12 protein-coding genes are annotated in these 21,883 nt (G+C 73.4%); 5 read left to right on the top strand and 7 right to left on the bottom strand.

Annotated features, from left to right (window positions below; genetic code table 11):
• Nucleotides 1-20: 20 nt before the first annotated feature.
• Entirely contained in the window at nucleotides 21-3,713 is a 3,693-nt protein-coding gene (locus tag KBY47_RS21690; RefSeq protein ID WP_210923173.1) for a LamG-like jellyroll fold domain-containing protein, read from the bottom strand.
• Between the two features lie 356 nt (nucleotides 3,714-4,069).
• Between KBY47_RS21690 and KBY47_RS21685 the strand changes: the two genes are divergently transcribed.
• The 3 genes from KBY47_RS21685 to KBY47_RS21675 are packed head-to-tail and all read left to right on the top strand — an operon-like array spanning nucleotide 4,070 to nucleotide 9,295.
• On the top strand, nucleotides 4,070-4,972 hold the full coding sequence (locus KBY47_RS21685; protein ID WP_210923172.1) for a hypothetical protein: 903 nt from the start codon (nucleotides 4,070-4,072) through the stop codon (nucleotides 4,970-4,972).
• Nucleotides 4,972-7,089 (top strand): bifunctional serine/threonine-protein kinase/ABC transporter substrate-binding protein, encoded by a 2,118-nt coding sequence (locus KBY47_RS21680; protein WP_210923171.1) that lies wholly within the window; start codon nucleotides 4,972-4,974, stop codon nucleotides 7,087-7,089. Before KBY47_RS21685 ends, KBY47_RS21680 begins: the two co-directional genes overlap by 1 nt.
• A gap of 16 nt (nucleotides 7,090-7,105) precedes the next feature.
• Complete coding sequence (locus KBY47_RS21675) at nucleotides 7,106-9,295, top strand: bifunctional serine/threonine-protein kinase/ABC transporter substrate-binding protein (RefSeq protein ID WP_210923170.1); 2,190 nt, start codon at nucleotides 7,106-7,108, stop codon at nucleotides 9,293-9,295.
• A gap of 25 nt (nucleotides 9,296-9,320) precedes the next feature.
• Here KBY47_RS21675 and KBY47_RS21670 read toward each other — a convergent pair whose 3' ends face one another.
• Entirely contained in the window at nucleotides 9,321-12,590 is a 3,270-nt protein-coding gene (locus KBY47_RS21670; protein ID WP_308405226.1) for a DUF4132 domain-containing protein, read from the bottom strand.
• Nucleotides 12,591-12,891: 301 nt separating this feature from the next.
• Between KBY47_RS21670 and KBY47_RS21665 the strand changes: the two genes are divergently transcribed.
• Nucleotides 12,892-14,475, top strand: coding sequence for a S8 family peptidase (locus tag KBY47_RS21665; RefSeq protein ID WP_282108432.1), 1,584 nt, complete (start codon nucleotides 12,892-12,894; stop codon nucleotides 14,473-14,475).
• Between the two features lie 146 nt (nucleotides 14,476-14,621).
• Here KBY47_RS21665 and KBY47_RS21660 read toward each other — a convergent pair whose 3' ends face one another.
• The 5 genes from KBY47_RS21660 to KBY47_RS21640 all read right to left on the bottom strand — a co-directional run bounded on the left by KBY47_RS21660 (nucleotide 14,622) and on the right by KBY47_RS21640 (nucleotide 20,176).
• Nucleotides 14,622-15,275 (bottom strand): hypothetical protein, encoded by a 654-nt coding sequence (locus KBY47_RS21660; RefSeq protein WP_210923164.1) that lies wholly within the window; start codon nucleotides 15,273-15,275, stop codon nucleotides 14,622-14,624.
• Nucleotides 15,272-15,514, bottom strand: coding sequence for a BREX system ATP-binding domain-containing protein (locus KBY47_RS21655; RefSeq protein ID WP_210923182.1), 243 nt, complete (start codon nucleotides 15,512-15,514; stop codon nucleotides 15,272-15,274). The genes KBY47_RS21660 and KBY47_RS21655 overlap by 4 nt, the downstream gene beginning before the upstream one ends.
• Before the next feature lie 90 nt (nucleotides 15,515-15,604).
• A complete protein-coding gene (locus KBY47_RS21650) occupies nucleotides 15,605-16,702 on the bottom strand; it encodes a hypothetical protein (RefSeq protein WP_247695022.1) in 1,098 nt (365 codons plus the stop codon).
• Nucleotides 16,703-16,785: 83 nt separating this feature from the next.
• Nucleotides 16,786-19,455 (bottom strand): NACHT domain-containing protein, encoded by a 2,670-nt coding sequence (locus KBY47_RS21645; protein ID WP_210923162.1) that lies wholly within the window; start codon nucleotides 19,453-19,455, stop codon nucleotides 16,786-16,788.
• Between the two features lie 43 nt (nucleotides 19,456-19,498).
• Nucleotides 19,499-20,176, bottom strand: a complete 678-nt coding sequence (locus tag KBY47_RS21640; RefSeq protein ID WP_210923160.1) for a toll/interleukin-1 receptor domain-containing protein — start codon at nucleotides 20,174-20,176, stop codon at nucleotides 19,499-19,501.
• A 418-nt stretch (nucleotides 20,177-20,594) separates the two neighbouring features.
• Between KBY47_RS21640 and KBY47_RS21635 the strand changes: the two genes are divergently transcribed.
• Nucleotides 20,595-21,812, top strand: coding sequence for a DUF4190 domain-containing protein (locus tag KBY47_RS21635; RefSeq protein ID WP_210923158.1), 1,218 nt, complete (start codon nucleotides 20,595-20,597; stop codon nucleotides 21,810-21,812).
• Nucleotides 21,813-21,883 lie beyond the last annotated feature (71 nt).

The raw sequence follows: 21,883 nt of genomic DNA, 5'->3' as shown, positions 1-21,883 counted from the left end.
GCGGCGCCGCAGGGTCGTCCTCAGTCGCCCACGCGGGTCTCGATCTGCTCGGGGCTCGCCATCGCCCCGGCCCACAGCCGGACCTCGAAGACCCGGGCGGGCAGGAAGTGCTTCCAGGCGCCGCCCGTGAAGCCCTTGCCGATCGCGAAGTCCCCGGTGCCCAGCTGGACGGTGAACGCCTTGGCGTCACCGTTGCGCCCGTAGCCGAGGTAGAGGCTGATCGTGCCGTACACCGAGTCGTAGATGCCGGTCAGCCGCACCGGGCTGTCCAGGGCCGCCACCTCGTCGGAGACTACCGACGACCAGGTGCCGTCGGCGTTCAGGCGCCCGAAGTGCCAGACGCCGACCGGCACCGTGCGCTCCTCCAGCGTGTCCTCGTCGAGGACCGTGTCCTTGCCCGTCAGCTCGTACCAGAAGCCCCAGGCCGAACCGTCCGCCGTGCGCTGGCCGAGGACCTGGCCGGTGTAACCGACGCTCTTGCCCAGCAGTTTCGCGGAGTCCAGCTCGACCAGCGTGGACACGGTGAACGGGGCGTGGTCGTAGACCAGCGGACCCGGGGCCGTGGCCGCGTCGTCCACGCCGTCCAGGACGATCGCCTCGTCGGCGAGTGCCGCCCCGCCGGTCAGCGTCAGGTCCCGGCCGTACCCGGACGTGGTGTCCGCGACGGTCGTCCCGCTGCCCCGGGCGGCGTTCCAGTCCGCCACCAGCTCCACGCCCGCGTGGTTCTCCGACACCAGCAGCCGGGTCTCGTCCGCGACCTCCTCGTGCGTCAGCACCCGCTGCCAGACGGCGACCTCGTCGATCGAACCGGGGAAGTGGTAGGTGGAGTTGCCGCTCGGGAACTTGTAACGGCCGACCTGCAAACCGCCGTTCGACGCCCAGGAGGTGGTGCCGGTCGTGAAGGGCTGGCCCTGCCGGCGGCCGTCCACGTAGAAGATCAGCTCACCCTTGGCCGGGTCGTAGCTGGCCGCCAGGTGCGTCCACACGTTGGTCTGGGCGGCGTAGGACGAGTACCTGCCCCGGACGGTGGAGCCGTCCGCGTCGAGGACGCCGAAGAACCACAGCTTCACGTCGGCGAGGTACCAGAGCATGAACGTGTTGCCCTCGGGCCCCGGCTGCGCGAGCACGGAGGCGTTGGTGTCGCCCTTGTCCAGCCGCGCCCACGCGGAGACCGTGTAGGCGGAGCGGGTCTCCAGCACCGGTGCGCCGGTCTCCGCGTAGCCGGTGGTGCCGTTCAGCGCCAGCCCCTTGTCGGTGACCAGCTCCGGCAGTGGCTGCCCCTCGGCGTCATGGGTCAGCAGTCCGCGCCGCCCCCGGTCGTCGCGTACGGCTCCGCCGCCGAGGGTCGCGTCGTCGGTGCCGTCGGCCGTGGCGCTGTCGACGGCCACGCCGCTCGCCTCGTCGAAGTGCCAGCGGCCGACCGGTCCCTCGCCCGCGGCGACCAGGAAGTCCACCACGCCCTGGGCGCCCCAGCGCCCCACGTCGTCCTTGGCGCGGACGTACACGCTGTAGGTGCCCGACCGGGTCGGGGTGACGCCCTGGGTCACCGTCGAACCGTTGACCGCGGCCGACCAGGCGTCCGCCGAGGACAGCTTGTACTGGTAGGCGACGTTGTTGCTGTCGCCGGTGGCGGGCGCGAAGGTGAGGGTGGCCTTCTGGCCGGGGCCGCCGCCCGGCGCGCACGCGGTGTCCGTGCACACGGAGTACGGGCTCGCCAGGGTGATCTTCGGCGCCTTGGGGGCGGTCGCGTCGACCTTGAAGTAGCACCAGCCGGTCGTCGAGGCGTTCGACGGCCCCGACAGATAGCTGCCGCCGCTGTTGTAGTACGAGCGGACCCACGCCCGGTACCGGTAGAGCTTGCCCTCGGTCAGCGTCGACCAGGACATGGACAGCTTCACCCCGTCACCGACGTACCCGCTGGACGGGCGCAGGTCGCCGTTGCCCGCGGTGGTGTCCGACCAGGTGCCGTCGGTGTTCTTGTGGTCGACGTCGAAGTAGATCCGCAGCTGGGCGTCCTTCTCGCCGCCCGACTCGGTCTGGGTGGTGGCCGTCAGGCTCGGGGTCGGGTCGGAGACGACCGCGGGGTCCGACTCGCTCGTCTCGCACACCGTGCCCGAGCCGGTCACCAGGCCGATCCCGGTGGGCTTGGCGGGCAGACCCACGAAGTCGACCGCGAGCACGGCGTCGTTCTTGAACCGCTTCCACGCCGAGGTGTCCGTCTCGTCGTGCGCCTTCAGCATCAGCGTCAGACGCGAGAACTTGCCCGCCGCGAAGCTCCGCACGGTCGGCGTGAGGTTCTCGTTGGTCTCCTCGGGGTTGTCGTTGAACTCGATCGGCGCGTCCGGGGAGTTGGGGTCGCACAGCGAACCCCGGCCCGCCGATACATGCCGGTCGCCCATCAGGTCGAGGTGCGTCGGCCGCGACGACCAGGTGGTGGAGGAGGAGATGTTGTTGGTGCGGACCAGGTCGACCCAGCGCGGGTCGCACTGGAACGCCCAGGGCTCGGTCACCCGGAAGGTGGCGTCCAGCACCTGCTTGCCCTTCAGGCTGGCGGGCGAGAACTCGAAGTACAGCCGCTGCACATAGCCCGGCCCGCAGTAGTAGCCGTTCCAGGTGCCGCACTTGCCGACGCCCTTGCCCAGGCCGTCTTCCCCGTTGCCCCAGCCGTAGGACTCGTAGCCGTCGCTGCGCAGCAGGGTCCGCTCGGACTCGCCCCAGGTCACCGTCGGGTCGATGTACAGCGGGAAGTCCGCGGCACCGGTCCCCGTCAGCATCTCCGTGTCCGGGATCACCGTCAGCGCGGTGTCGGACACCTCCACGTCCATGGTGGTGACGTTGTCGCCCGCGCCCGGCTCGGCACCGGGGACTGCGGGCTCGGCCGTCTCGGCCGTCTCGGCCGTCTCGGCCGGCTCCGGGGCCGGGTCGGTCCCGCTCACGGCCGGGGCATCCGCCAGGGACATGGTCCGGGTTCCGGACGCCTCGGGGTCCGCGGCGGCCTCGGCCCCGGCGGAGTCCCACATCTGGGCGGGCGGGGCGCGGAAGACGCGGTTGCCGTCGTCGTCGACCGCGGTCAGGTTGCCAGCGCCGCCCTTGACGATGTCCAGGCCCTCGGTCCCCAGGGCGTAGTCGATCTCCCGCAGCTCCGGCGCGGTGGCCGCCTCGGGCGTCTTGACGACCAGCACATGGCGGAAGCCCTCCACCGACGCCGTGACCCTGAGGTCGACGCCGGGCAGCACCTCCGGGTACAGCGCGCTGGTCCCGTCCAGTTCGGGCGCGGGGAGCCTGCCCGGCCAGCCCAGCTCCAGGGAGCGGCCCCCGGCGGAGATCCTCGCCAGGGGCGCGGTGCTCCCGCCGCCGGAGAACTCCATCTCGACGGCCGCGGCCTTCGGCGCCACACCGCCGTCCGGGCGCACCTCCAGGGTGGCGTCGGGTGCCCGCCAGCCCCCGTCGGGCGCCGGCACCCGCACGGGCACCGCGGACTCCTCCAGCGTGAAGGTGAACCCGTCCGGGTTGGCGTAGACCGTCGTCCGTTCCGACCGCTCCCCGACGACCTCCACCCGCCGGCCCGACTCGGCGGCCTCGGCGAGCGCCCGCTGCCCCTCGGTCAGCGGCGGCCTGGCCTCGTCCGCCGCCGCTGCCTGGGCGAGCGGCCCCCAGGCGGGCAGCGTCGCCAGGACCGTCCCCGCGGTCAGCGCGGACACCAGCGTCCGCATCCGACTTCCCCGTCCGCCGCCCAAGCGACGCACCCGTCTCAAGCCCACGACCCCACCCCGGGTTTCACGTCATCCCCACCGCAACTTTTGCTCTGCGCAACCTTTGCCATGGACATGTGAAGAAAACGTCGCGTGATCAAACTGTGACGTGTGATGACTGAGTGACGGGAGAGACGACTGCCTCGGATTTCACCGGCTTCATCTCTCCGTGACTTCCGAACTGTCGTACGCTCCGCGAGAGTTGACCTCGTACTGACGCCCGGGACGGGGAACCGTCGACGACCACCGTGGCATCGGTACGGACATGGGGCGACCGTCGACCGCGGCCGCCGGAAACGGAACTGGGGGGTGAGGGCGTGGACCGGGTGCGGGTGCTGCGCCTCTGGGGCGCTCTGGCGGTGTGCGGATTACTGGTGGCGGGCTGCACCGACGGGGGAGAAGACGACGGGAAGGGCAAGGTCAAGGCCGGTGCGTCGGGGGCCGCGTCGTCCGGGGAGGCGTCCGCGGAGTCCGAGCCGATGCCCGTCACCGACCCCACCGTCGAAGCCGACCCGGGCAAGCTCCCCGGTACGGCGGCCGAGGCGCGGGCGCTGATCCGGAGGGTGATCGGAGGGCCGGAGATGTTCGGGTCGCGGGCGGTGCGCGGGACGCCGTACGAGAGCGATCCGAGCCGTTGGGCGGTGCTGGGGGAGGACTGCGTCTGGCAGCGGGAGCCGCTGCCCGAGGACGTGCTGGCCTCGCTGACCCGGCACTACGTGGTGCCCGCCGGGGGCGGCAAGGGGGAGGTACGGATGTCGGCGACCGTCACCGTGCACCGCACGGGGCTGGACGCGGCGTGGGAGCAGGCCCGGATGCTGGAGGAGGCGCTCGGCTGCCGGGAACAGACGCTGCGCCAGGGGGAGCGGCTGGTCGAGCTGACGTCGTCCGCGCACGCGGGGGGCGAAGGGGCCAACAACCACAGCGAGGACCTGCTGATCGAGTCCGGCAAGTGCGTCAGCGACACCCGCGGCGGACCGTACGAGTACTGGTGGCGGCAGTCCCAGCTCGGGTCGGTGACCGCCAGCACCTCGGTGTGCGGGGGACGCGGGTGGAGTGAGGCCGATCTGGAGGACATGGCCGGGACGGCGGGGCCCACGGTCATGACGCGGGTGCAGGACGAGATCGGGCGGCCCGTGGGGGACCCCGGGGACTCCGGCGAGGGGACCGGGGACTCCGGCGAGGACGGCCAGGACGGCCAGGACACCAAGGACGGTGCGTGATGGAGCGGTTGCTTCCGGGCGATCCGTCGAGGCTCGGCGACCACCGGCTGCTGGGGCGGCTGGGCGCGGGCGGCATGGGTGTCGTGTACCTGGCCCGCGTGGAGCGGGACGGGGACCTCGCCGCGGTCAAGGCCATCCAGCCCGAGTACGCCGACCAGCCGGAGTTCCGGGCCCGGTTCCGGCGAGAGGCCGTCGCCGCCGGGCGGGTGCGGAGCCCGTGGGTGGTGCCGGTGCTCGGCGCCGACACCGAGGCCGCGGTGCCGTGGCTGGCCACCGCCTTCGTGCCCGGGCCCTCGCTGGCCGAGGCGGTCCTGGAGTGCGGGGCGCTGCCCGCGCGGGCGGTGCGGGTGCTCGGCAAGGTGCTCGCGCGGGCCCTGGCCGCCGTCCACGAGGCCGAGTTGGTGCACCGGGACGTCAAACCCGGCAATGTGCTGCTCGCCCCGGACGGGCCCCGGCTGATCGACTTCGGCATCGCGCGGCCCACGGCGGTGGAGGAGACCGCCCTCACCGCGGACAGCATGGTCGTCGGGACCCCGGGGTTCCTCTCCCCTGAGCAGGCCCGCGGCCGGCGGGTCGGGCCCGAGAGCGACGTGTTCTCGCTCGCCTGTGTGCTGGTGTACGCCGCCACCGGGCGCCCGCCGTTCGGCACCGGCGCGGTGGACGCGCTGCTCTACCGCACCGTCCACGACACCCCCGACCTGGACGGCGTCGAGGACGACGAACTGCGGGCGCTGCTCGAACGGTGCCTCGCGAAGGAGCCGGGGGAGCGGCCCACCGCCGAGGAGGTGGACGCCGCCGTCGTCGAGGACGCCCCCGAGGGGTCCATCGCCTGGCTGCCGGACCCCGTGGTGGCCATGATCGGCGAACGCTCCGCCGAGATGCTCACCCTGCCCGGGATCGAGCCGACCCTGGTACCGCGGGGCGTGGGACGGCGCAGGGCACTCCTGCTGGGCGCGGGCGGCGCGGCCGTGCTGCTCGCGGGCGGCGGCGCGGGACTGTGGGCCGCGCTGCGCGACGACGACGGGAAGGAGACCCCGGCCGCACAGCCCTGGCTGATCGGGCTGCAAGCCGACCTCAGCGGGCCGGAGAAGGCGGCGGGGCGGGCCCAGGAGCGGGCGGTGCGGCTGGCCGTGGAGCAGTTCAACTCCCGCGCCGACAAGCCGTTCACCGCCGGACTGCGGGTGGTCGACGACCGGGGCGACGCGGCCCGCGCCCGGGGCGCGGCCCGGCAGCTGACCGGTGAGCGGGAGATGCTCGCCGTGGTCGGCCCGACCGGGTACGACTCCGCGGAGGCCGTCATGGAGATCTACAACGCCGCCGGGGTACCGCTGCTGACCGTGTCCGAGGTCTCCACCAGCGCCGCGCTGACGGCCCTCGGACAGGACGAGCGCTACTTCCACGCCACCCCCGTCACCGCCTACGCCTCGTACACGACCGTCCACGCCCTCGGCACCGGCGGCTCGTTCCGCCCCGGCCTGCTGGTCGACCGCGCGGGCGGTATCACCGGCATGGAGCACACCCTCATCACCCAGAGCGCGGCCCAGGGCATGCGGCTGAACCTGTACACCCGGATCGTGCCCGCCGCCGCCACCGACGCCTCGCCCGTGGTCGACGACATGCTCGACCACGGCATCGACGGCTTCTTCTACACCGGGACCGCCGAACGCGCCGCCGCCGTCGCCCGGACGCTGGCCGACCGGGGCTTCACCGGCCCGCGGTTCGTCGACGCGGCCTCGGCCACCACGGCGTTCACCGCCGCGGCGGGCCCCGCCGCCGACGGCTGGCAGACCCTGACGTCGTACATCGCGCCCGACGCCGAGCCCGTACGCGCCTTCGCCACCGCCCACCAAGAGCGCTACCGCGCCGCGCCGGGCGTCTGGGGCGCCGAGGCGTACGACACCACCCGCCTGATCCTCCACCAGCTCGGCGGCCTCGCCGGGAAGGGCGGCGAGCGCCCCGGCCGCACCCAGGTCGCCGAGGCCGTCGCCAAGAGCCGCTACAAGGGACTGACCACGACGTACACCTTCACCAACAACAGGCTCCAGGCCACCACCGTCCACCACTACCGCGTCGACGGCGGACGGTTCACCTACGTCGGCCCCCTGAACGTGCCCTAGGGGCGGTGGAGGCACGATGCAGTCGCTGAGGGCCGACGACCCCGAGACCCTGGGCGGGCACCGGCTGCTCGCCCGGCTCGGCGCCGGCGGCATGGGCACCGTCTATCTGGCCCGCACCCCGGACGGTGCCCTGCGGGCGCTGAAGATGATCCGCGCCGAGTACGCCGCCGACCCGGCGTTCCGGGCCCGGTTCCGCCGCGAGGTGCGGCTGGCCACCGGGCTCACCGGACGCTGGGTGGTGCCGGTGACCGCGGCCGACACGCAGGCGCGCGAGCCATGGCTGGCCACCGCCTTCGTGCCCGGCCCCGCGCTCACCGAGGCCGTGGACGGCCGCGGACCGCTGCCCGCGCCGACCGTCGGCACCCTCGGCGCCCGGCTCGCGGCCGCCCTCGCCGAGGTGCACACGGCGGGCCTGGTGCACCGGGACGTCAAACCCGGCAACATCCTGCTCGCCCGCGACGGGCCCCGGCTGATCGACTTCGGTATCGCACAGGGCGCCGGTACCACCGCGCTGACCGCGCCCGACGCGATCATCGGCACCCCCGGCTACCTCTCGCCCGAGCAGGCCCGGACCTCCGGCGGCGCGGTGGGGCCGCCCAGCGACGTGTTCTCGCTCGGCTGTGTGCTGGCCTACGCCGCGACCGGGCGGCGCCCGTTCGGCACCGGGGACCCGGCCGCCGTGCTGTACCGCACCGTCCACGAGGAACCCGATCTGACCGGCCTCGACCGGCTGCTGCCGCCCAAGGCGCGGGACGCGGTCGTCGAGTGCCTCGCCAAGGACCCCGGCGACCGGCCGACGGCCGCCGCGCTCAGCGACGTACTGGAGGAGACCGCCGCCCCGCCGGGCGACTGGCTGCCGCCGGACGTGCTGCGGCTGGTGGCCGAGCGCTCGGCGCGCGCCCTCGTGCCGCCGCCGCGCGCCGCCGCGCCCGCCGTGCCGGACGGGGAACCGGAGACGGTGCCCGTGCCGGGGACCACCCGGCGCCGGGTCCTCACCGTCGGGGGATCGGTGGCGGCGGTCCTCGCCGCCTCCGGCGCCGGGGCCGCCGTACTGCTCGCGCGGCGCTCCACGGCCACCGGCGGCGCCTCGTCCGCCGGGACGCCCACCCACACCCTCGCCCTCCACGCCGACCTGAGCGGACCCCAGCGCGCCGCGGGCACGGCGCAGGAGCACGGGGCGCGGCTCGCCGTCGCCGCCCACAACGCCCGCGCCGACGCCGCCTTCCGGCTCGCCCTGGCCACCTACGACGACGCGGGCGACGAGGGCCGCGCGAAGAGCACCGCGCGGCGGCTGATCGACGACTCCCGCGTCCGCGCGGTCATCGGCCCCACCACGACGGCCACCGCGGCCGTCGCGGCGCCGCTGTACGGGGGCGCCGCGCTGCCGGTCCTCCTGGTGTCGGTCGACTCCGACGCGGCCGGACTGAGCACCGCCGAGCAGCGCACGCTGTGCGTGACCCGGGCGGGCGACGCCTACCGCCACCTCGGGGTGCTCGACTATCTGACCCGGGTGCGCCCCACCGAACGCACCGCCGTCATCGAGGACCGGGCCGGGGGTGAGACCGCCTTCGAGATCGCCAGGTACCTGGAGGGCACCCCGCCCTCCGAGGGCACCGCCACCGCCTACCCCGTCGCCGCAGACGAGGACGACTTCCGTCCCGCCGTCCGCGCGGCGCTCGCCGCCCGCCCGCAGGCCTTCGTCTACGCCGGTACCGCACCGGGCCGCGCCGCCGCCTGCGCCCGTGCCCTCGTGGCGGAGGGCTTCACCGGGCCCCGCGCCGGATACGAGCCGGTGATGCGGTCCGCCTTTCTCGACGAGGCGGGCGACGCGGCCGAGGGCTGGGTGTTCGAAGCGCCCTACTCCGCCGCCCCGTACGCCGAGTCGCCGTCGAAGGCGACCAAGGCCGCCAAGGAGTTCACCGCCGCGCACCGCCGCCGCTACGGCGCCGGCCCCGGCCGCTGGGCCGCCGAGGCGTACGACGCCGTGCACCTGGTGGCGCGCGCCATCGGCGGCCTCGGCGGGAGCGACGGCATCGAACCCGGGCAGATCGCCGAGCGGCTCTTCCGCCTCGACCACGACGGGGTGGCCAAGCGGATCCGCTTCCTCCAGGACAGGACGCACGCGTTGCGGCCGGTGGGCTCGACCTTTCTCTACCAGGTGCGCGACGGCGCCTTCCGCTTCCTCGGGCAGCACGACGAGGTGTGAGGCCCCCTCAGGCGCCGCGGCCCGGTCACGGGGCGGTCGCCCCGGTGAGGTCGGCGAGCAGTTCGGAGACCAGGACCGGGTCGAGGTCGCCCAGGCGGCTGCCGCGGGGGAACAGCCGGACGGCACGGAAGACCTGGTCGTCCCTCAGGTCCGGCATGCCGATGACGATGCCCGGGGACAGGTCGCAGACCAGCTCGTGGCCGTCGTCGACGCGTCGGGAGAACGTGGCCTGGATGCCCGCGTCCCCCGGCGTCCCGCGCTCCCAGCCCCGGGTGGCCAGGCCGAGCAGTCTGCCGACCGGGACGGTGGTGTTCTCGAACCGGGTCAGCCGGTCACCCGCGGCCTCCTCCTCGGTGAGGGTGTGCACGTCCCGGCCGAGTTGCGGGAACGGCTGGAGTATCCCGTGGCCGGCGAACACCCGGGCCCAGGCGGCCACCTGGTCACCCAGGTGGTACGGGTGGGCCAGCCGGACGGACGACTTCTCGGGCAGCGTCACCTCGTCGTCGTGGACGCCGCGGAAGGTGCGGTCCTCGGCCACCCGGAACGCGGTCACCTCGTCGTCCAGCTCCCGCGACCACACCAGACGGCGGACCGGGTGCGACAGCAGCGGATGCGCCACGAACAGCTCACGGAACTCGGCGGCGGGCCAGGTGCGCCCCGTCACCATCGCCGCCTCCAGCCGCCCCAGCTGGTCGGCGGCGACGGCGCGGACGTCCTTCTTCAGCGCGGCGAACCGCTTGCGCTCGGCGGGCGCCAGCCCGGGGTCGTCCTGGGCGCCGGGAGCGGGCAGCGCCTTGCGGAGCCTGCCGTCGGCGTCGCGGACGAGGGGGCGGAGCCGTTCGTCGAAGCCGACGGTGAAGCGGCGGGTGCCGTAGTCGATGACCGTGCCGCCGTCGGCGTCCAGGCCGAGGTCGGGGACGAGCCGGTCGCCGAGCTGCTCCCGGGTGAGCCCGAGGCCCTCGGCGACCTCGGTGATCTTCTCCTGGGCGCGGACCTTGAGGGCCTTGAACGGCACCCGCTGGGAGATGGAGTGCAGTTGGGCCAGCGCCAGGTCGGTGCCGATGGCCGCGAGGACGTCCAGGCCCTCCACGGCCCGGTGGTGCGCGTTCTCACCGGGCCAGGCGCGCAGCACGGGCGTGAGACGGCGGACGGTCCCGTCGTCCCCGAACCAGGCCAGGGCGTGCAGCGCCCAGCTCTCCCTGGCGGGCATCCCGTTGAACCGCCACTGCTCGAACACGCCCCAGGCGAAGGCGGCGAGGGAGTCCGCGGTGCAGTGCGCGGTCAGCACGTCGACACCGGGGTAGACCTCGCCGGGCCTGGACAGCGCCAGCATCGTCAGGACGTGGCCCACCGCGTCGTCGGGCAGGGCGCCGCCCCCGGTGAGCAGGATCTGCGGCAGCAGCGCCGGGTCGGCCCAGTCGCCGACGGCGGGCACCTTGGCCGGGAGCGCGCTCTCCAGCGGGTCGGCGGCCAGCAGTTCCCCGACGATGTCCGCGGCCCGCGGCCCGCACGCGTCGGCCGCCTTCACCACCGTCTCCGCGCCGTACTCGGCGGCCAGCAGCCGCAGCGCCTGACCGGCGCCACCGCGCTCCCGGCCGACCGGACCCACCGCGTGCGGGACGAGGAAGGGGACGGCGGCCAGACCGTGCCGGGACAGCCAGGCGCGGGCGACGGAGCGGACGGCCTTCAGCCGCGTCAGCCAGTCGCAGAGCCGCCCGGCCACGTCGACGTGCAGATACGGCAGCAGCAGCGGGCCGATGGTGGCCGGGCGCCGGGCGGTGCCGAGCAGCAGCACCGGCACCGCGTGCAGTCCGTGCCGGGCGGCGACCGGCTTGAGCATCCGCTCGCCGTCCCACCACCACTCGGGGGCCCAGCGGGCCAGCAGCGGCCTGACCACGTCCTCGGGCCCGTGGACGAACAACGGGGCGTCCCCGACGCCCGAGCGTCCGCCGCCGGTCTGGAGGACCCGGATCTCCCGCGACCAGTCCCGCAGGCCGCTCCAGTGGCCGTCGAGGACGCTCGCCCAGTCCTCCTGCTCGCCCGCGGCCCAGGCGACCCGGGGCTCGGGCAGGGTGACCTCGGTCGCCACGCGCGCCTTGCGCGCCGTGCGCGCCGTGCGCTTCCTTCTCCATGGCGGGCTGACCAGCAGGTCGGGCAGCGCCTCGGCGGGGGCGTCGGCCACCCGGTCCGCGCCGCTGAGGAGCGGCTCGACGCGCGCGGCGACCTCCGCGGGCAGGCCGGGCAGGACGGCCGCCGTCAGTTCCCGGTGCGCCCGGACGTGCCCCGCCAGCAGGTACCGGAGGTTGGGCGCGGCCTTGCCGGTGCCGCCGGCCGCCGTGCCCAGCAGCCGCAGCGCGCGCACGGGGTAGCGCCCCATCGCCGCCAGCAGGTGGGGGCGTACGTGCTTGAGGCCGACGTTGGCGAGGAGGATGCCGAAGGCGTCGTCCGTCGGCAGTTCGACCAGGACGGCGGCGAAGTCGTCCGGGTGGTCGTACTCGACCAGGTGCGCGACCAGCGGCGCGAAGTCGGGGCCGGTGCTCTCGGCGAGGGAGGCGACGAGCGGCAGGCGCCAGCCGTTCCAGGCGAGCCGGACCCGTTCGCCGAAGTGGGCCAGCTGTGCCGCTGAGTGCAGCGAGGCCAGCAGCATCGCCCGCAACTGCTCGTCGGCCGTGAGCGGGCCCGTGGTGCACTCGGTGGACCAGTCCCGCTCGGTGGGCAGCAGGTAGGACACGGCGATACGGGTGCGCTCGCTGGTCCGCAGGTCAGCCAGCTCGTCGACGGTCCGCCGGTAGGTGTCGTCGTCGGTGGCGGCCAGCAACTCGCGCATGCGGTCGGCGAAGTGGGGCCGGGGGTACCACTCGCAGACGCGGTGGTGCGCGGTCGCGAAGCGCAGCCGGGAGCCCGTGTAGCCGCTGCTGTCGCCGCCGGTCGCCCCGAGGGTGAAGTACGCGACCACGGCCCGCGCGGCGAACGGGATGCCGTGGGCGGCGGCCCAGGCGTCCACGAAGACGCCCTGGCGGACGTCGAAGTCGGCCGCCACCGCGGCCAGGACGGCCGCGCCCAGCGGATCCGGGGTGCCGTTCCGATGGGCGCGGACCGCCTCGACGATCCGTGGCTCGCTGTCGGGTTCGGCGAGCAGCCGCTCGACCCGGTCGGCGGTCTCCCGCAGCCGTCGCGTCACCTGCTCCGGGCCCTCGGGATGCGGCTCCCCGGCCGCCCGCCGGGCCCCGTCCCGCCTCGGGAGGGCCAGCTCCCGCCAGGTGTCCGGCATCACGAACGTGTCCTCGTCACGCACTGCGCACCCCCTCACCCGGCTCCCCGCCGGACGGCCTTGTCGATCAAGTCGCTGCCACCGTAACGGCGCCCACTGACAACGCTCTTCGGACTCCCGTCCGCGCAGGGCCCCTTGTGTAATTCCTGTGGATCCCTCAATCTTTCGGCTGACGCACCGGCGCGGCAGGCGAGCACGGAACCAGCACCACGGCATGCCGCCCGCGATTGACATGGACCTGATCATCCGTGCGTCAGTGCCACCCGTGCACCACCCCCGCACGCCCCCCCACCAGCGCACCACCGATTGCGGAGGAACCCCTCAGATGGCAGTGATGCGTACTCCCCTGTTCGCCGCCCGGCGAAGACTGGCCGCCCTGGGCGCCGTCACCACCGCGGCCCTCGCCGCGAGCCTGATGTCCGCGTTGCCCGCGGGCGCCGCCCCGGCCACGGAGGGCCACATCCAGTACGAGGGCGCGGCCAACGCCGTCGCCGACAGCTACATCGTGACCCTCAAGGCGGACGAGGCCCGTTCGGGCACCGCCGAGGGCCGCGCGCTGGCCAAGAAGTACGGCGCCAGCATCGAGCGCACCTACACCAAGGCCCTCAACGGCTACGAGGTCGAGGCCTCCGAGGCCGAGGCGAAACGTCTCGCCGCCGACCCGGCCGTCGCCTCGGTCGTCCAGAACCGCACCTTCACCATCGCCGCGACCCAGCCCAACCCGCCCTCGTGGGGCCTGGACCGGATCGACCAGCGCAACCTCCCGCTGAACAGCTCGTACACCTACCCGGACTCCGCCGGGCAGGGCGTGACCGCGTACATCATCGACACCGGTGTCCGCATCAGCCACGGCGACTTCGGCGGCCGGGCCTCCTACGGCTACGACGCCGTCGACAACGACAACACCGCCCAGGACGGCAACGGCCACGGCACGCACGTCGCGGGCACGGTCGCCGGGAACGCCTACGGCGTCGCCAAGAAGGCCCGGGTCGTCGGCGTCCGCGTGCTGAACAACTCCGGCTCCGGTACGACGGCTCAGGTCGTTGCCGGTATCGACTGGGTGGCCCGCAACGCGGTCAAGCCCGCGGTGGCCAACATGTCCCTCGGCGGCGGCGCGGACACCGCGCTCGACACCGCCGTGCGCAACGCCGTCGCCTCCGGCGTCACCTTCGCCGTCGCGGCGGGCAACGAGTCCACCAACGCCTCCACCCGCTCACCCGCGCGCGTGACGGAGGCCATCACGGTCGGCGCCACCACCTCGAGCGACGCCCGCGCCAGCTACTCCAACTACGGCACGGTCCTGGACCTGTTCGCCCCGGGCTCCTCGATCACCTCGGCCTGGCACACCAGCGACTCGGCCACCAACACCATCTCCGGTACGTCGATGGCGACCCCGCACGTCGCCGGGGCCGCGGCGCTGTACCTCGCCGACAACCCGTCCGCCACGCCCTCCCAGGTGTCCTCGGCGCTGGTCGCCGCCGCCACCCCGAACGTGGTCGGCAACCCGGGCAGCGGCTCCCCCAACCGCCTGCTGTACGTCGGCGGCGGCCCGGTCACCCCGCCCGGCCCGCGCTTCGAGAACACCGGTGACTACGCGATCGCCGACCACTCCACGGTCGAGTCCCCGATCACCGTCTCGGGCGTCTCCGGCAACGCGCCCTCCAGCCTGGCGGTCGAGGTCAACATCGTCCACACCTACATCGGTGACCTCCAGGTCCAGCTGATCGCCCCCGACGGCACGGCGTACACCCTCAAGGGCTACGGCACCGGCGGCAGCTCCGACAACATCAACACCACCTACTCCGTCAACGCCTCCTCGGAGACCGCCAACGGCACCTGGCGGCTGAGGGTCAGCGACAACGCGACGTACGACACGGGGCGGATCGACGCCTGGGCCCTTCAGTTCTGACCTCGCGTCAGGCACTTGAGGCACCGTGAGAGTCCTCGCCCTCGGGGTGGGTCACGGGTCATCGACCCTGCCCACCACGAGGGCGAGGCGCATCCGCGCAGGGCCGGTGTCGTCCGTCAGAGCTGGGCCGAGGAGACCACGCACACTCAGGGCTCCGACTGAAGGTTGGTGAACCGAACTGGCTCTTCGAGGGTGGCGCGGGCGCCCGCCTCATCCACCGTGCGGGCGGCCAGTGTCGCCTCGGCGAGTCTGGCGGGCAGAGCCTCGGCGAACTTCAGGCCGCGCACCGCGCGCCCGTCGATCTCGGGCAAGCTCAGGCCTTCGGGCGCCTGGGCCAGGGTGGTGGCCCAGTCCCCACGGCTGAGGTCGTCACGGAGCCGGATCCAGTGGGCGTGCGCCCGCCGGTAGGGTGACACCGCGGGCAGCAGGGTGGCGGCGAGCGTGGCGTTGGCGCGATGGCCTGCCCAGGTCCACCACCGGACGTCCCCGTCGGGACGGCGGGCGATGACGGTACCCCCGGGGTGCACCGTGTCCAGATGCGCCTCCCTGGCCTCCGCCAGGCGTGCCTTCGCCCGCCCCGTGAGACGCACGGGCGGGTCTTCCCCCAGGAGGATGTCGCGTGCCGCCCGTCTTGGGGGCCAGGAGTAGGGCGTCCCCGCCGGGGAGCAGGGGGCCACGGCCTCGGCCTGGAGGGGGCGCAGGGCGGGCCAGCCGAGGGTGTTGACGACGTGGTGACCGATGACGGGGTCGAGCAGGTCGATGGCGTCGGGCACGCTCTCCTCGTCGATCCGGACGCTCACGTCAGGTCCAGGTGAACGTCCGCCGCGTTGCTCGCCGGGGCGGTCGCAGTACCGCTGGCCGCGTTGGGTTCGGTGTCGCGGAGTTCAACCGTGCGCAGGGTGAGGGAGTAGTGGCTGCGGGGGGCGAAGTCCTCGTACTCGTCGACGTGGTCCAGGACCTCGGCGACCAGCTTGCGCAGGTAGAGGCGCGGTGCGATACCGCTCCTGCCGCCGAGCGCCCCGGTGACGGCGCGGGCCAGCTCGTCGAGGCAGTGGCCTCTTCCTGTCGCCGTGCGCTGGCTCGGTCGGCGGCTGCTGACGCGGGTGTGGTGCTTCTTACCGGCCGGGCGTCACGCTCCCTGGGGCGGGTCGGAAGGCGGGACCTGCGGGACGGGGGTATGCGGTCCCGGCGCCTGGGGCGCGGCAGGTTCCGTCTGCTTCAGGCGGTCGTAGACGGCGTCGAAGGTGAAGCCGGACACGAACCCCACCGTGAGGACGAAGAACAGCAGGCGTCTGGCGCCCTCCTCGGCCAGCATCCCGGGCGACGCGGCCAGTTGGGCGGAGACGAACAGCAGGAAGGCCACGGCGCCCGCCGACATGCCCAGGGCCGCCGTACGGGCCCAGGACTCCCCGTGGTCGAAGGTGTTGCGCGTGATCGCTCCGGCCGCGCCTGTGGTGAGGGCGCCGACGATGAGCGTGGTGAGGTTGACGGTGGCGTTCGAGTCGACTGCGTAGGCCAAAGGGACCATTCCGAGCCCGAGGCACAGCAGGACCAGGCCGACGGTGATGCCGAGCGCGCTGCGCCAGACGGCACCGCGCCGGGCGCGGGTCTGCGCGCGCTCCTCGGCGGTCTTGCGCTGTTGCTGCGCCAGCAGCAGGCGTACCAGGCGGGGCGCCAGGTCGGCGTGCCACTCCGCACCCATGGCGGAGACCTCGTCGGCGGTGGCGTGGTGGGGAACCCGGTTCATGACGTCCCACACCCTGCGGGCGGCCCCGCCGAAGCACGCCACGGGGACCACCGGGACGCCGAACGTGAGGCAGACCAGGCCGGTGACCAGGGTGGACCGGTTGCCCCCGATGAGGACGACGCCGTGCACCTCGCGCAGCGACCGGTAGAAGGCGACCTCCCAGTCGTCACCGGTCTCGAAGCGTAAGTCGAACACCTCGGGCCGTTCGGCCAGCAACGGGAAGTCCGTCTCACCGTCCATGTACGGAGGGCGGACGTGGACGGATCCGTCCCGGACGCCGTCGTGGGACAGATAGCCCGTGACGACACTGTCCTCGACGAACTGGGCCTCGCTGGAGTAGACCATGAGGTCGCATCCGGCGTCCGCCAGCGCCCGGCCGAGCTGTTCACCTGCGCGCGGCACCGTCTCCGCCCCGGTGAGCGGCGGTTTGTAGGTGCGGGTGGCATCCGCGCTGCCCACGACCGCGATCAGCGTCCCCATCGTGTCCTCCCCCAACTGCCGGATGCCTGGCGACTTGTCCAGGCCGTGACTCATCCATGCCCAGGAGGCGGGGCCGTGACGTGTCAATGCACCCAAGGCGGGCGCCACCGCACGCCCGCGAACCGGGCCAGCGCGGCCTCCAGGTCCGGCGGCGGGAAGGGGCTCAGCGACAGGAGGGGCAGGACGAGAAACCGGCCGTCGCCCGCCCGCAGGGAACGGTGCGGCGTCGGGACGCCGGGGTGCAGGGCGATCACCACACCGTAGGCGGCGCCCTTCCAGCCTCGATGCGAGTACGTCGTCACCTCGACGAGCGCTATGTCGTCCCAGGGGACGACGCCGGTGCGACGGCCCACCACGTAGGTCAGGTGGTCATGCGTCAGACGCAGGTCGAGGGTGATCGGTCCCGCCAGGAACCTGACGACCATGGCGGCCACCCCCACCGCGAACCAGAACGCGACGTACCGGAGCCCGATGCGCCAGTTGCCGTCCACCGCGAACATGACGAAGGACAGTGCCGAGGCCAGGAACACCGCGTTCCAGTGCGCCACCGGGACCACGCGGTGGCGCCCCCCGGCGTGGAAGCTCCGCTCGTCCTCGCGCACCGTCCACTTCGGGCGGTGCCCGAGCGGTGTCCGGTCGTCGTCGGCGAGCGCCTTCCAGGACGTGGACCGCGGGTCCGCCCGGTGGGCCCTGCCAGCGGCAGCGAAGGAGGCGTGCGCGAGGTCCGGTGCGGGGGCCTCACGGCGTCCGGCGAAGTGGTCCCGCAGCCGCAGGTTGCGGAACCGGTAGACACCGCCCCCGCGTTGCAGCAGCCCGAGACGGTGCGCGTCGCGCAGGAACTCCATCAGCGACCACGGGACCCTGCCCAGGACCGCCAAGGACGCCTTCGCCAGCACCCACCTGCTCCACGGGCTGAAGCCCACGAGCAGCACCGCCGAACCGAACCAGCCGAACAGCGCCGACACCCCCACGGCCCTCGACTCCTCCGGTGCGAACCAGTCGATCGCCCCCTGTCCGACGCCGATGAGCGGGGCGATCGTGACCAGCGACAGCAGCAGCGCCCGGCGCTCGTCCCGCAGCAGCGCGTGGGGATCGCTCGCGTCCGCGGTGTCGGACGGCGCCGAGACGGCCGCGAGGACGAGGGGTGCCAGGAGCGACGAGCACGCCGTCGCCACCAGGAAGGGCTCGGGGTGCGGTGTCGTCAGCGCGTACCCCGCGAAGGCCGCTGACGGCAGCAGCACCAGCGAGGCGGCGCGCAGCGTCCTTCCCACCGAGACGGCCCGGCTGGCAGACCGCAGGGCGGCGCCCAGGCGGAAGGGGTTCGCTAGCCGTCGTGGCTGCCCGTCGTGGCGCCGGAACCAGAACCGCTGGACCGCGAGGAGCAGCGCTGTCAGGGTCAGACCCGTGCCGAACGCCAGCTTTGGCCCGGGGTGGGCCGGTTCAGGTCCGGACCACGGGCTGCCGAGCAGCCATGTCGCCACCCCTTCGGCGGTCCAGACGACGAGCAGGCACAGCACCAGCGCGACGGGCACGGCGACAGCGAGGACCACCGGCTCACGGTGCAGCCGCCACCAGGCCAGTTCGGCCGTTCGGCGCTCGCTCAGGTGGGTGGCGAGGAAGTCCAGGTAGCGTCTGGCTCGGGCGGGGTTCCACAGGCCGGGGGCGTGCAGCCGGTCCGGTGCGTGCGGTGTCCGGGCGAAGACGGTGGGCACGATGCGGTCGAGCAGGTGCTCCTCGATCGAGGCGCGGGTCGGGAACCTGTCCGTCCTGATCAGCTCGGCCGGATCGGCGGGCGGCAGCGCGTACACCCGGCGGGCCAGCCACAGCATCAGAGGGCTCGACAGGGCGAGGGCGACCGGCTCCGGTGGGCTCTCCAACAGCTCCTCGAAGACCGGGGCCCAGCGGTGCACATGGCCCGGCGACGTCTCGCCCGTGAGGTAGGCGACCGCGTCCTGCCCCTCGACCGGCAGGGCCTCGATGACGGCCGTCGAGGAGACCACCCCGGCCTGTTCCCGCACCCTCCGGTACTCGGCGGTCCGTGAGGTGAGGATCAGCGGGTCGCCGTCTGTGAGTGCCTGGTTGAGGTGTTGGACGACCGCGTGTCTGCGGTGTTCGGGGAGTTCGTTTAGGCCGTCCAGGACCGGCAGCACTCTGCGGTCGGAGACCAGCAGTGCGGCGGGGTGGCGTCCCTCGACCCGCGGCAGGCCGGGATACTCCTCGGTGATCTGCCGTGCCAGCCAGGTGTGCAGGTGGTCGCGCTCGGCGTCCCAGGTCTCCAGCCGGAGGATCACCGGTACGGGCCCGCGGTCGCCGTCCTGGAAGCGCCGGGCCAGCAGGTCGAGCGCGAGCAGGACGGCGAGTGTCGTCTTGCCTGCGCCCGACTCGCCCAGCAAGACAAGGCGCCTTTGCTCCAGAGCTAGGAACGCCTCCGCCATGGTGCCCACCCGGTCGCCGTCTCCGGTGACCTCCCCGCCGACCTTGGACGGGTGGTCCGCGTCCGGCCAGCTCGCCCGCCAACGCACACGCATCGGGGCCGGGTTGACGATGTCCCAGGTGTTGGCCTCCTCGCGCCACTGCCGGAACACCCGTTCCGCGAGGGTGTGGGCGGCCTCGTCCAGCGGGTCGACGGGTAACGGGGACTGCGGGAAGAAGTTGAACTCAACCGTCCCCCCATTGAGCACTCCGATCTGGACCAAGGTCTCGACCGTGCTGTCCACGACGGTGTTGTGGACGGGTGGGAGAGAATTGCTCAAGGCGACCTACCTGTACCTCTCCGGCGGGCGCCGGGTCCGCCGGTTACCGCGAGCGCCTCGGACCACGGGGCCCGGAGGCAGGGGGAGGCTGGGGCAGATTGAACGTCACGTTGGTCCCCCGCACTTCACCGATCACCGTCGAGGTGCCGACCGAGTTGCCGATGACGTTGTTGGTCACGGTGGCGGACGTGTCCTGCGGGTGCCTCGCCGCCGTACCCGCCACAGGGGGTGTCGCCGCCGGGCGCCCACCGATGGCGCCCTGCACGTCCTCGATCAGCTTTCGCAACTCCTGAGTGACCCTTCGCCACTCCCGCGCCGCCGCGCTTCCATACCCCGTGATGGGCTTTTCGCTGGGAATCCGCTGGAGCCTTCCGAGCGGAGAGCCGTTCGTCAGGACGAACGGCGCCACATGGATGGGGAACAGTCGGCAACCTCCGGCCTCCCACCGCCGCATGGCCGTGCCGAGTTCCTCCTCCATGCAGAAGTCGGAGGCCACGTAGTCCGCGGTGAGCAGCAGGACCACGATGTCGGCCCGCTCCAGGGCACCGAAGAGGACGGGCTGCCAGGGGACGCCCACGGGAATGTCCCGGTCGTCGAAGAACTCGACGCCACCGCGCTCGATGTCGGCGACGTGCTTCCGGAACGTCCTGCGGTGCGGCTCGTCCTCGCGCGCGTAGCTGACGACAACGCGGCAGGGGGCACTTGGTGTGGCAGCAGACATGGCATCCCGTGTGAGGTCTTCGGGCCCCTGTGACTCCGAGGGGGCGCGACGGCGCGGCGTGGGCAGGGGCGACCGCTCATTCGTAGCGTACGGGGAATGCGGGGATGATCACGGCCAATTCGTCGACTACGGGGCACCGGGACGCAGCGGCAGGCTCGTTTGCTGGTCGCCGTCCCTTCACCGCGCGACAGGCATGCCCTTCGCCTCGGCACAAAAGCGGGCCTCCTTGCCGCGGCCGAGCGAGCCGTCAGCCAGGTCACCTCCCAGACCTTCCCTGCGCCGCGCGCTGTCCGGCGTTTACGCCCTGCATCAATGGGGGCCCTCACGGCCGCCGGCGCCCGTCCGCTTACCATGCGCCCAGCCGCGTACGCCCGTCGCGCGCCGCTCAGCCGCCGTCACAACCGGGAGCACGGTACTCGTGTCCATTCCTCCGCCCCCCGGGCCCGCACAGCCACCGGACCCGCAGGGCCAGTACCAGGCTCCGCCGCCGCAGGGTCCGTACGCGCCGCAGGGTCCGTACGCGCCGCCGCCGTTCCCGCAGCAGCAGGCGCCCTGGCCGCCGCCGCACGGTTACGGGTACGGCTACCCGTACGCGCCCGTGCCGCAGCCGCCCGTCAACGGTGTCGCCATCGCGGCGCTGGTGCTGGGCGTGTTCTGCTTCCTGCCCGCCGTCGGGCTGGTGCTCGGCGTGATCGCGCTGGTGCAGATCAAGCGGAAGGGACAGCGGGGCAAGGCGCTGGCGATCACCGGGGCCGCGCTGTCGTCGGCCGGTGTGGCGCTGTGGGCGCTGATGCTGGCCACGGGCGGCGCCGCCGCCTTCTGGGAGGGGTTCAAGGAGGGCGCGCGGGAGGGAAACGCGGCCTTCTCCCTGGACAAGGGCGACTGCTTCGACACGCCCTCGGGGTCCCTCCAGGGGGTGACCTACGACGTCGACAAGGTGCCCTGCTCCGGCGAACACGACGGCGAGGTGTTCGCCACGGTCGCGCTGCCGGACGGCGGCTACCCCGGGGACGACCGGGTCACGGAGATCGCCGACGAGAAGTGCTACGCCCTGCTCGGGGACTACGCCCTGGACCTGTGGGCCGTCCCCGACCACGTCGACGTGTACTACCTCTCGCCCACCTCGCAGAGCTGGCGGCTCGGCGACCGGGAGATCACCTGCGTCTTCGGCAACACGGACGAGCGCGGCAGCCTCACCGGCTCGCTGCGCAACGACGGCACCGCCATGGACGCCGACCAGCTCGCCTACCTGGAGGCGGTCCGCGAGATCGACGCGGTGCTGGACACCGAGCCCGAGGCCTACCCGGAGGACGACCTGCCGGGGAACCGGGAGTGGGCCGACGAGGTGCACGCGGTGCTCGACGAGCAGACCGGCGTCCTGCGCGCGCACACCTGGGGGCCCGACGCCGAGCGGCCCCTCGCGGAGCTGGTGAGGGAACTGGAGGCCGCCGTGGAGGACTGGCGCGAGGCGGCGGACGCGAAGGACGTGGACACCTTCTACGAGCACTACGACAACGCGTACGGGTTCTACGACAGCGAGGCGACCGTCACCGCCCGCGAAGCTCTTGGTCTGGACACGTCACCTCCGGCCTACGACTACGACGAGGGCGCGGAGGACGCGACGGAGGACGCCTGAAACCCGCCCGACCCGCACGTCATCACATCGGGTGATTCCCTGGCCCTTGCTTGCACGCTCCAACCCAGGGT

It is taken from the genome of Streptomyces sp. B93 (assembly GCF_018070565.1).
In the GTDB taxonomy this organism is placed as follows: domain Bacteria; phylum Actinomycetota; class Actinomycetes; order Streptomycetales; family Streptomycetaceae; genus Streptomyces.
The sequence above is the reverse complement of the archived record's forward strand: the minus strand, read 5'-3'. Positions and strand labels throughout refer to the sequence as shown.

Coding starts and splice junctions, on each gene's coding strand:
- KBY47_RS21690 (WP_210923173.1), bottom strand. CDS start 3,713: ATGCGGACGCTGGTGTCCGCGCTGACCGCGGGGACGGTCCTGGCGACG.
- KBY47_RS21680 (WP_210923171.1), top strand. CDS start 4,972: ATGGAGCGGTTGCTTCCGGGCGATCCGTCGAGGCTCGGCGACCACCGG.
- KBY47_RS21675 (WP_210923170.1), top strand. CDS start 7,106: ATGCAGTCGCTGAGGGCCGACGACCCCGAGACCCTGGGCGGGCACCGG.
- KBY47_RS21665 (WP_282108432.1), top strand. CDS start 12,892: ATGGCAGTGATGCGTACTCCCCTGTTCGCCGCCCGGCGAAGACTGGCC.
- KBY47_RS21650 (WP_247695022.1), bottom strand. CDS start 16,702: ATGGGGACGCTGATCGCGGTCGTGGGCAGCGCGGATGCCACCCGCACC.
- KBY47_RS21640 (WP_210923160.1), bottom strand. CDS start 20,176: ATGTCTGCTGCCACACCAAGTGCCCCCTGCCGCGTTGTCGTCAGCTAC.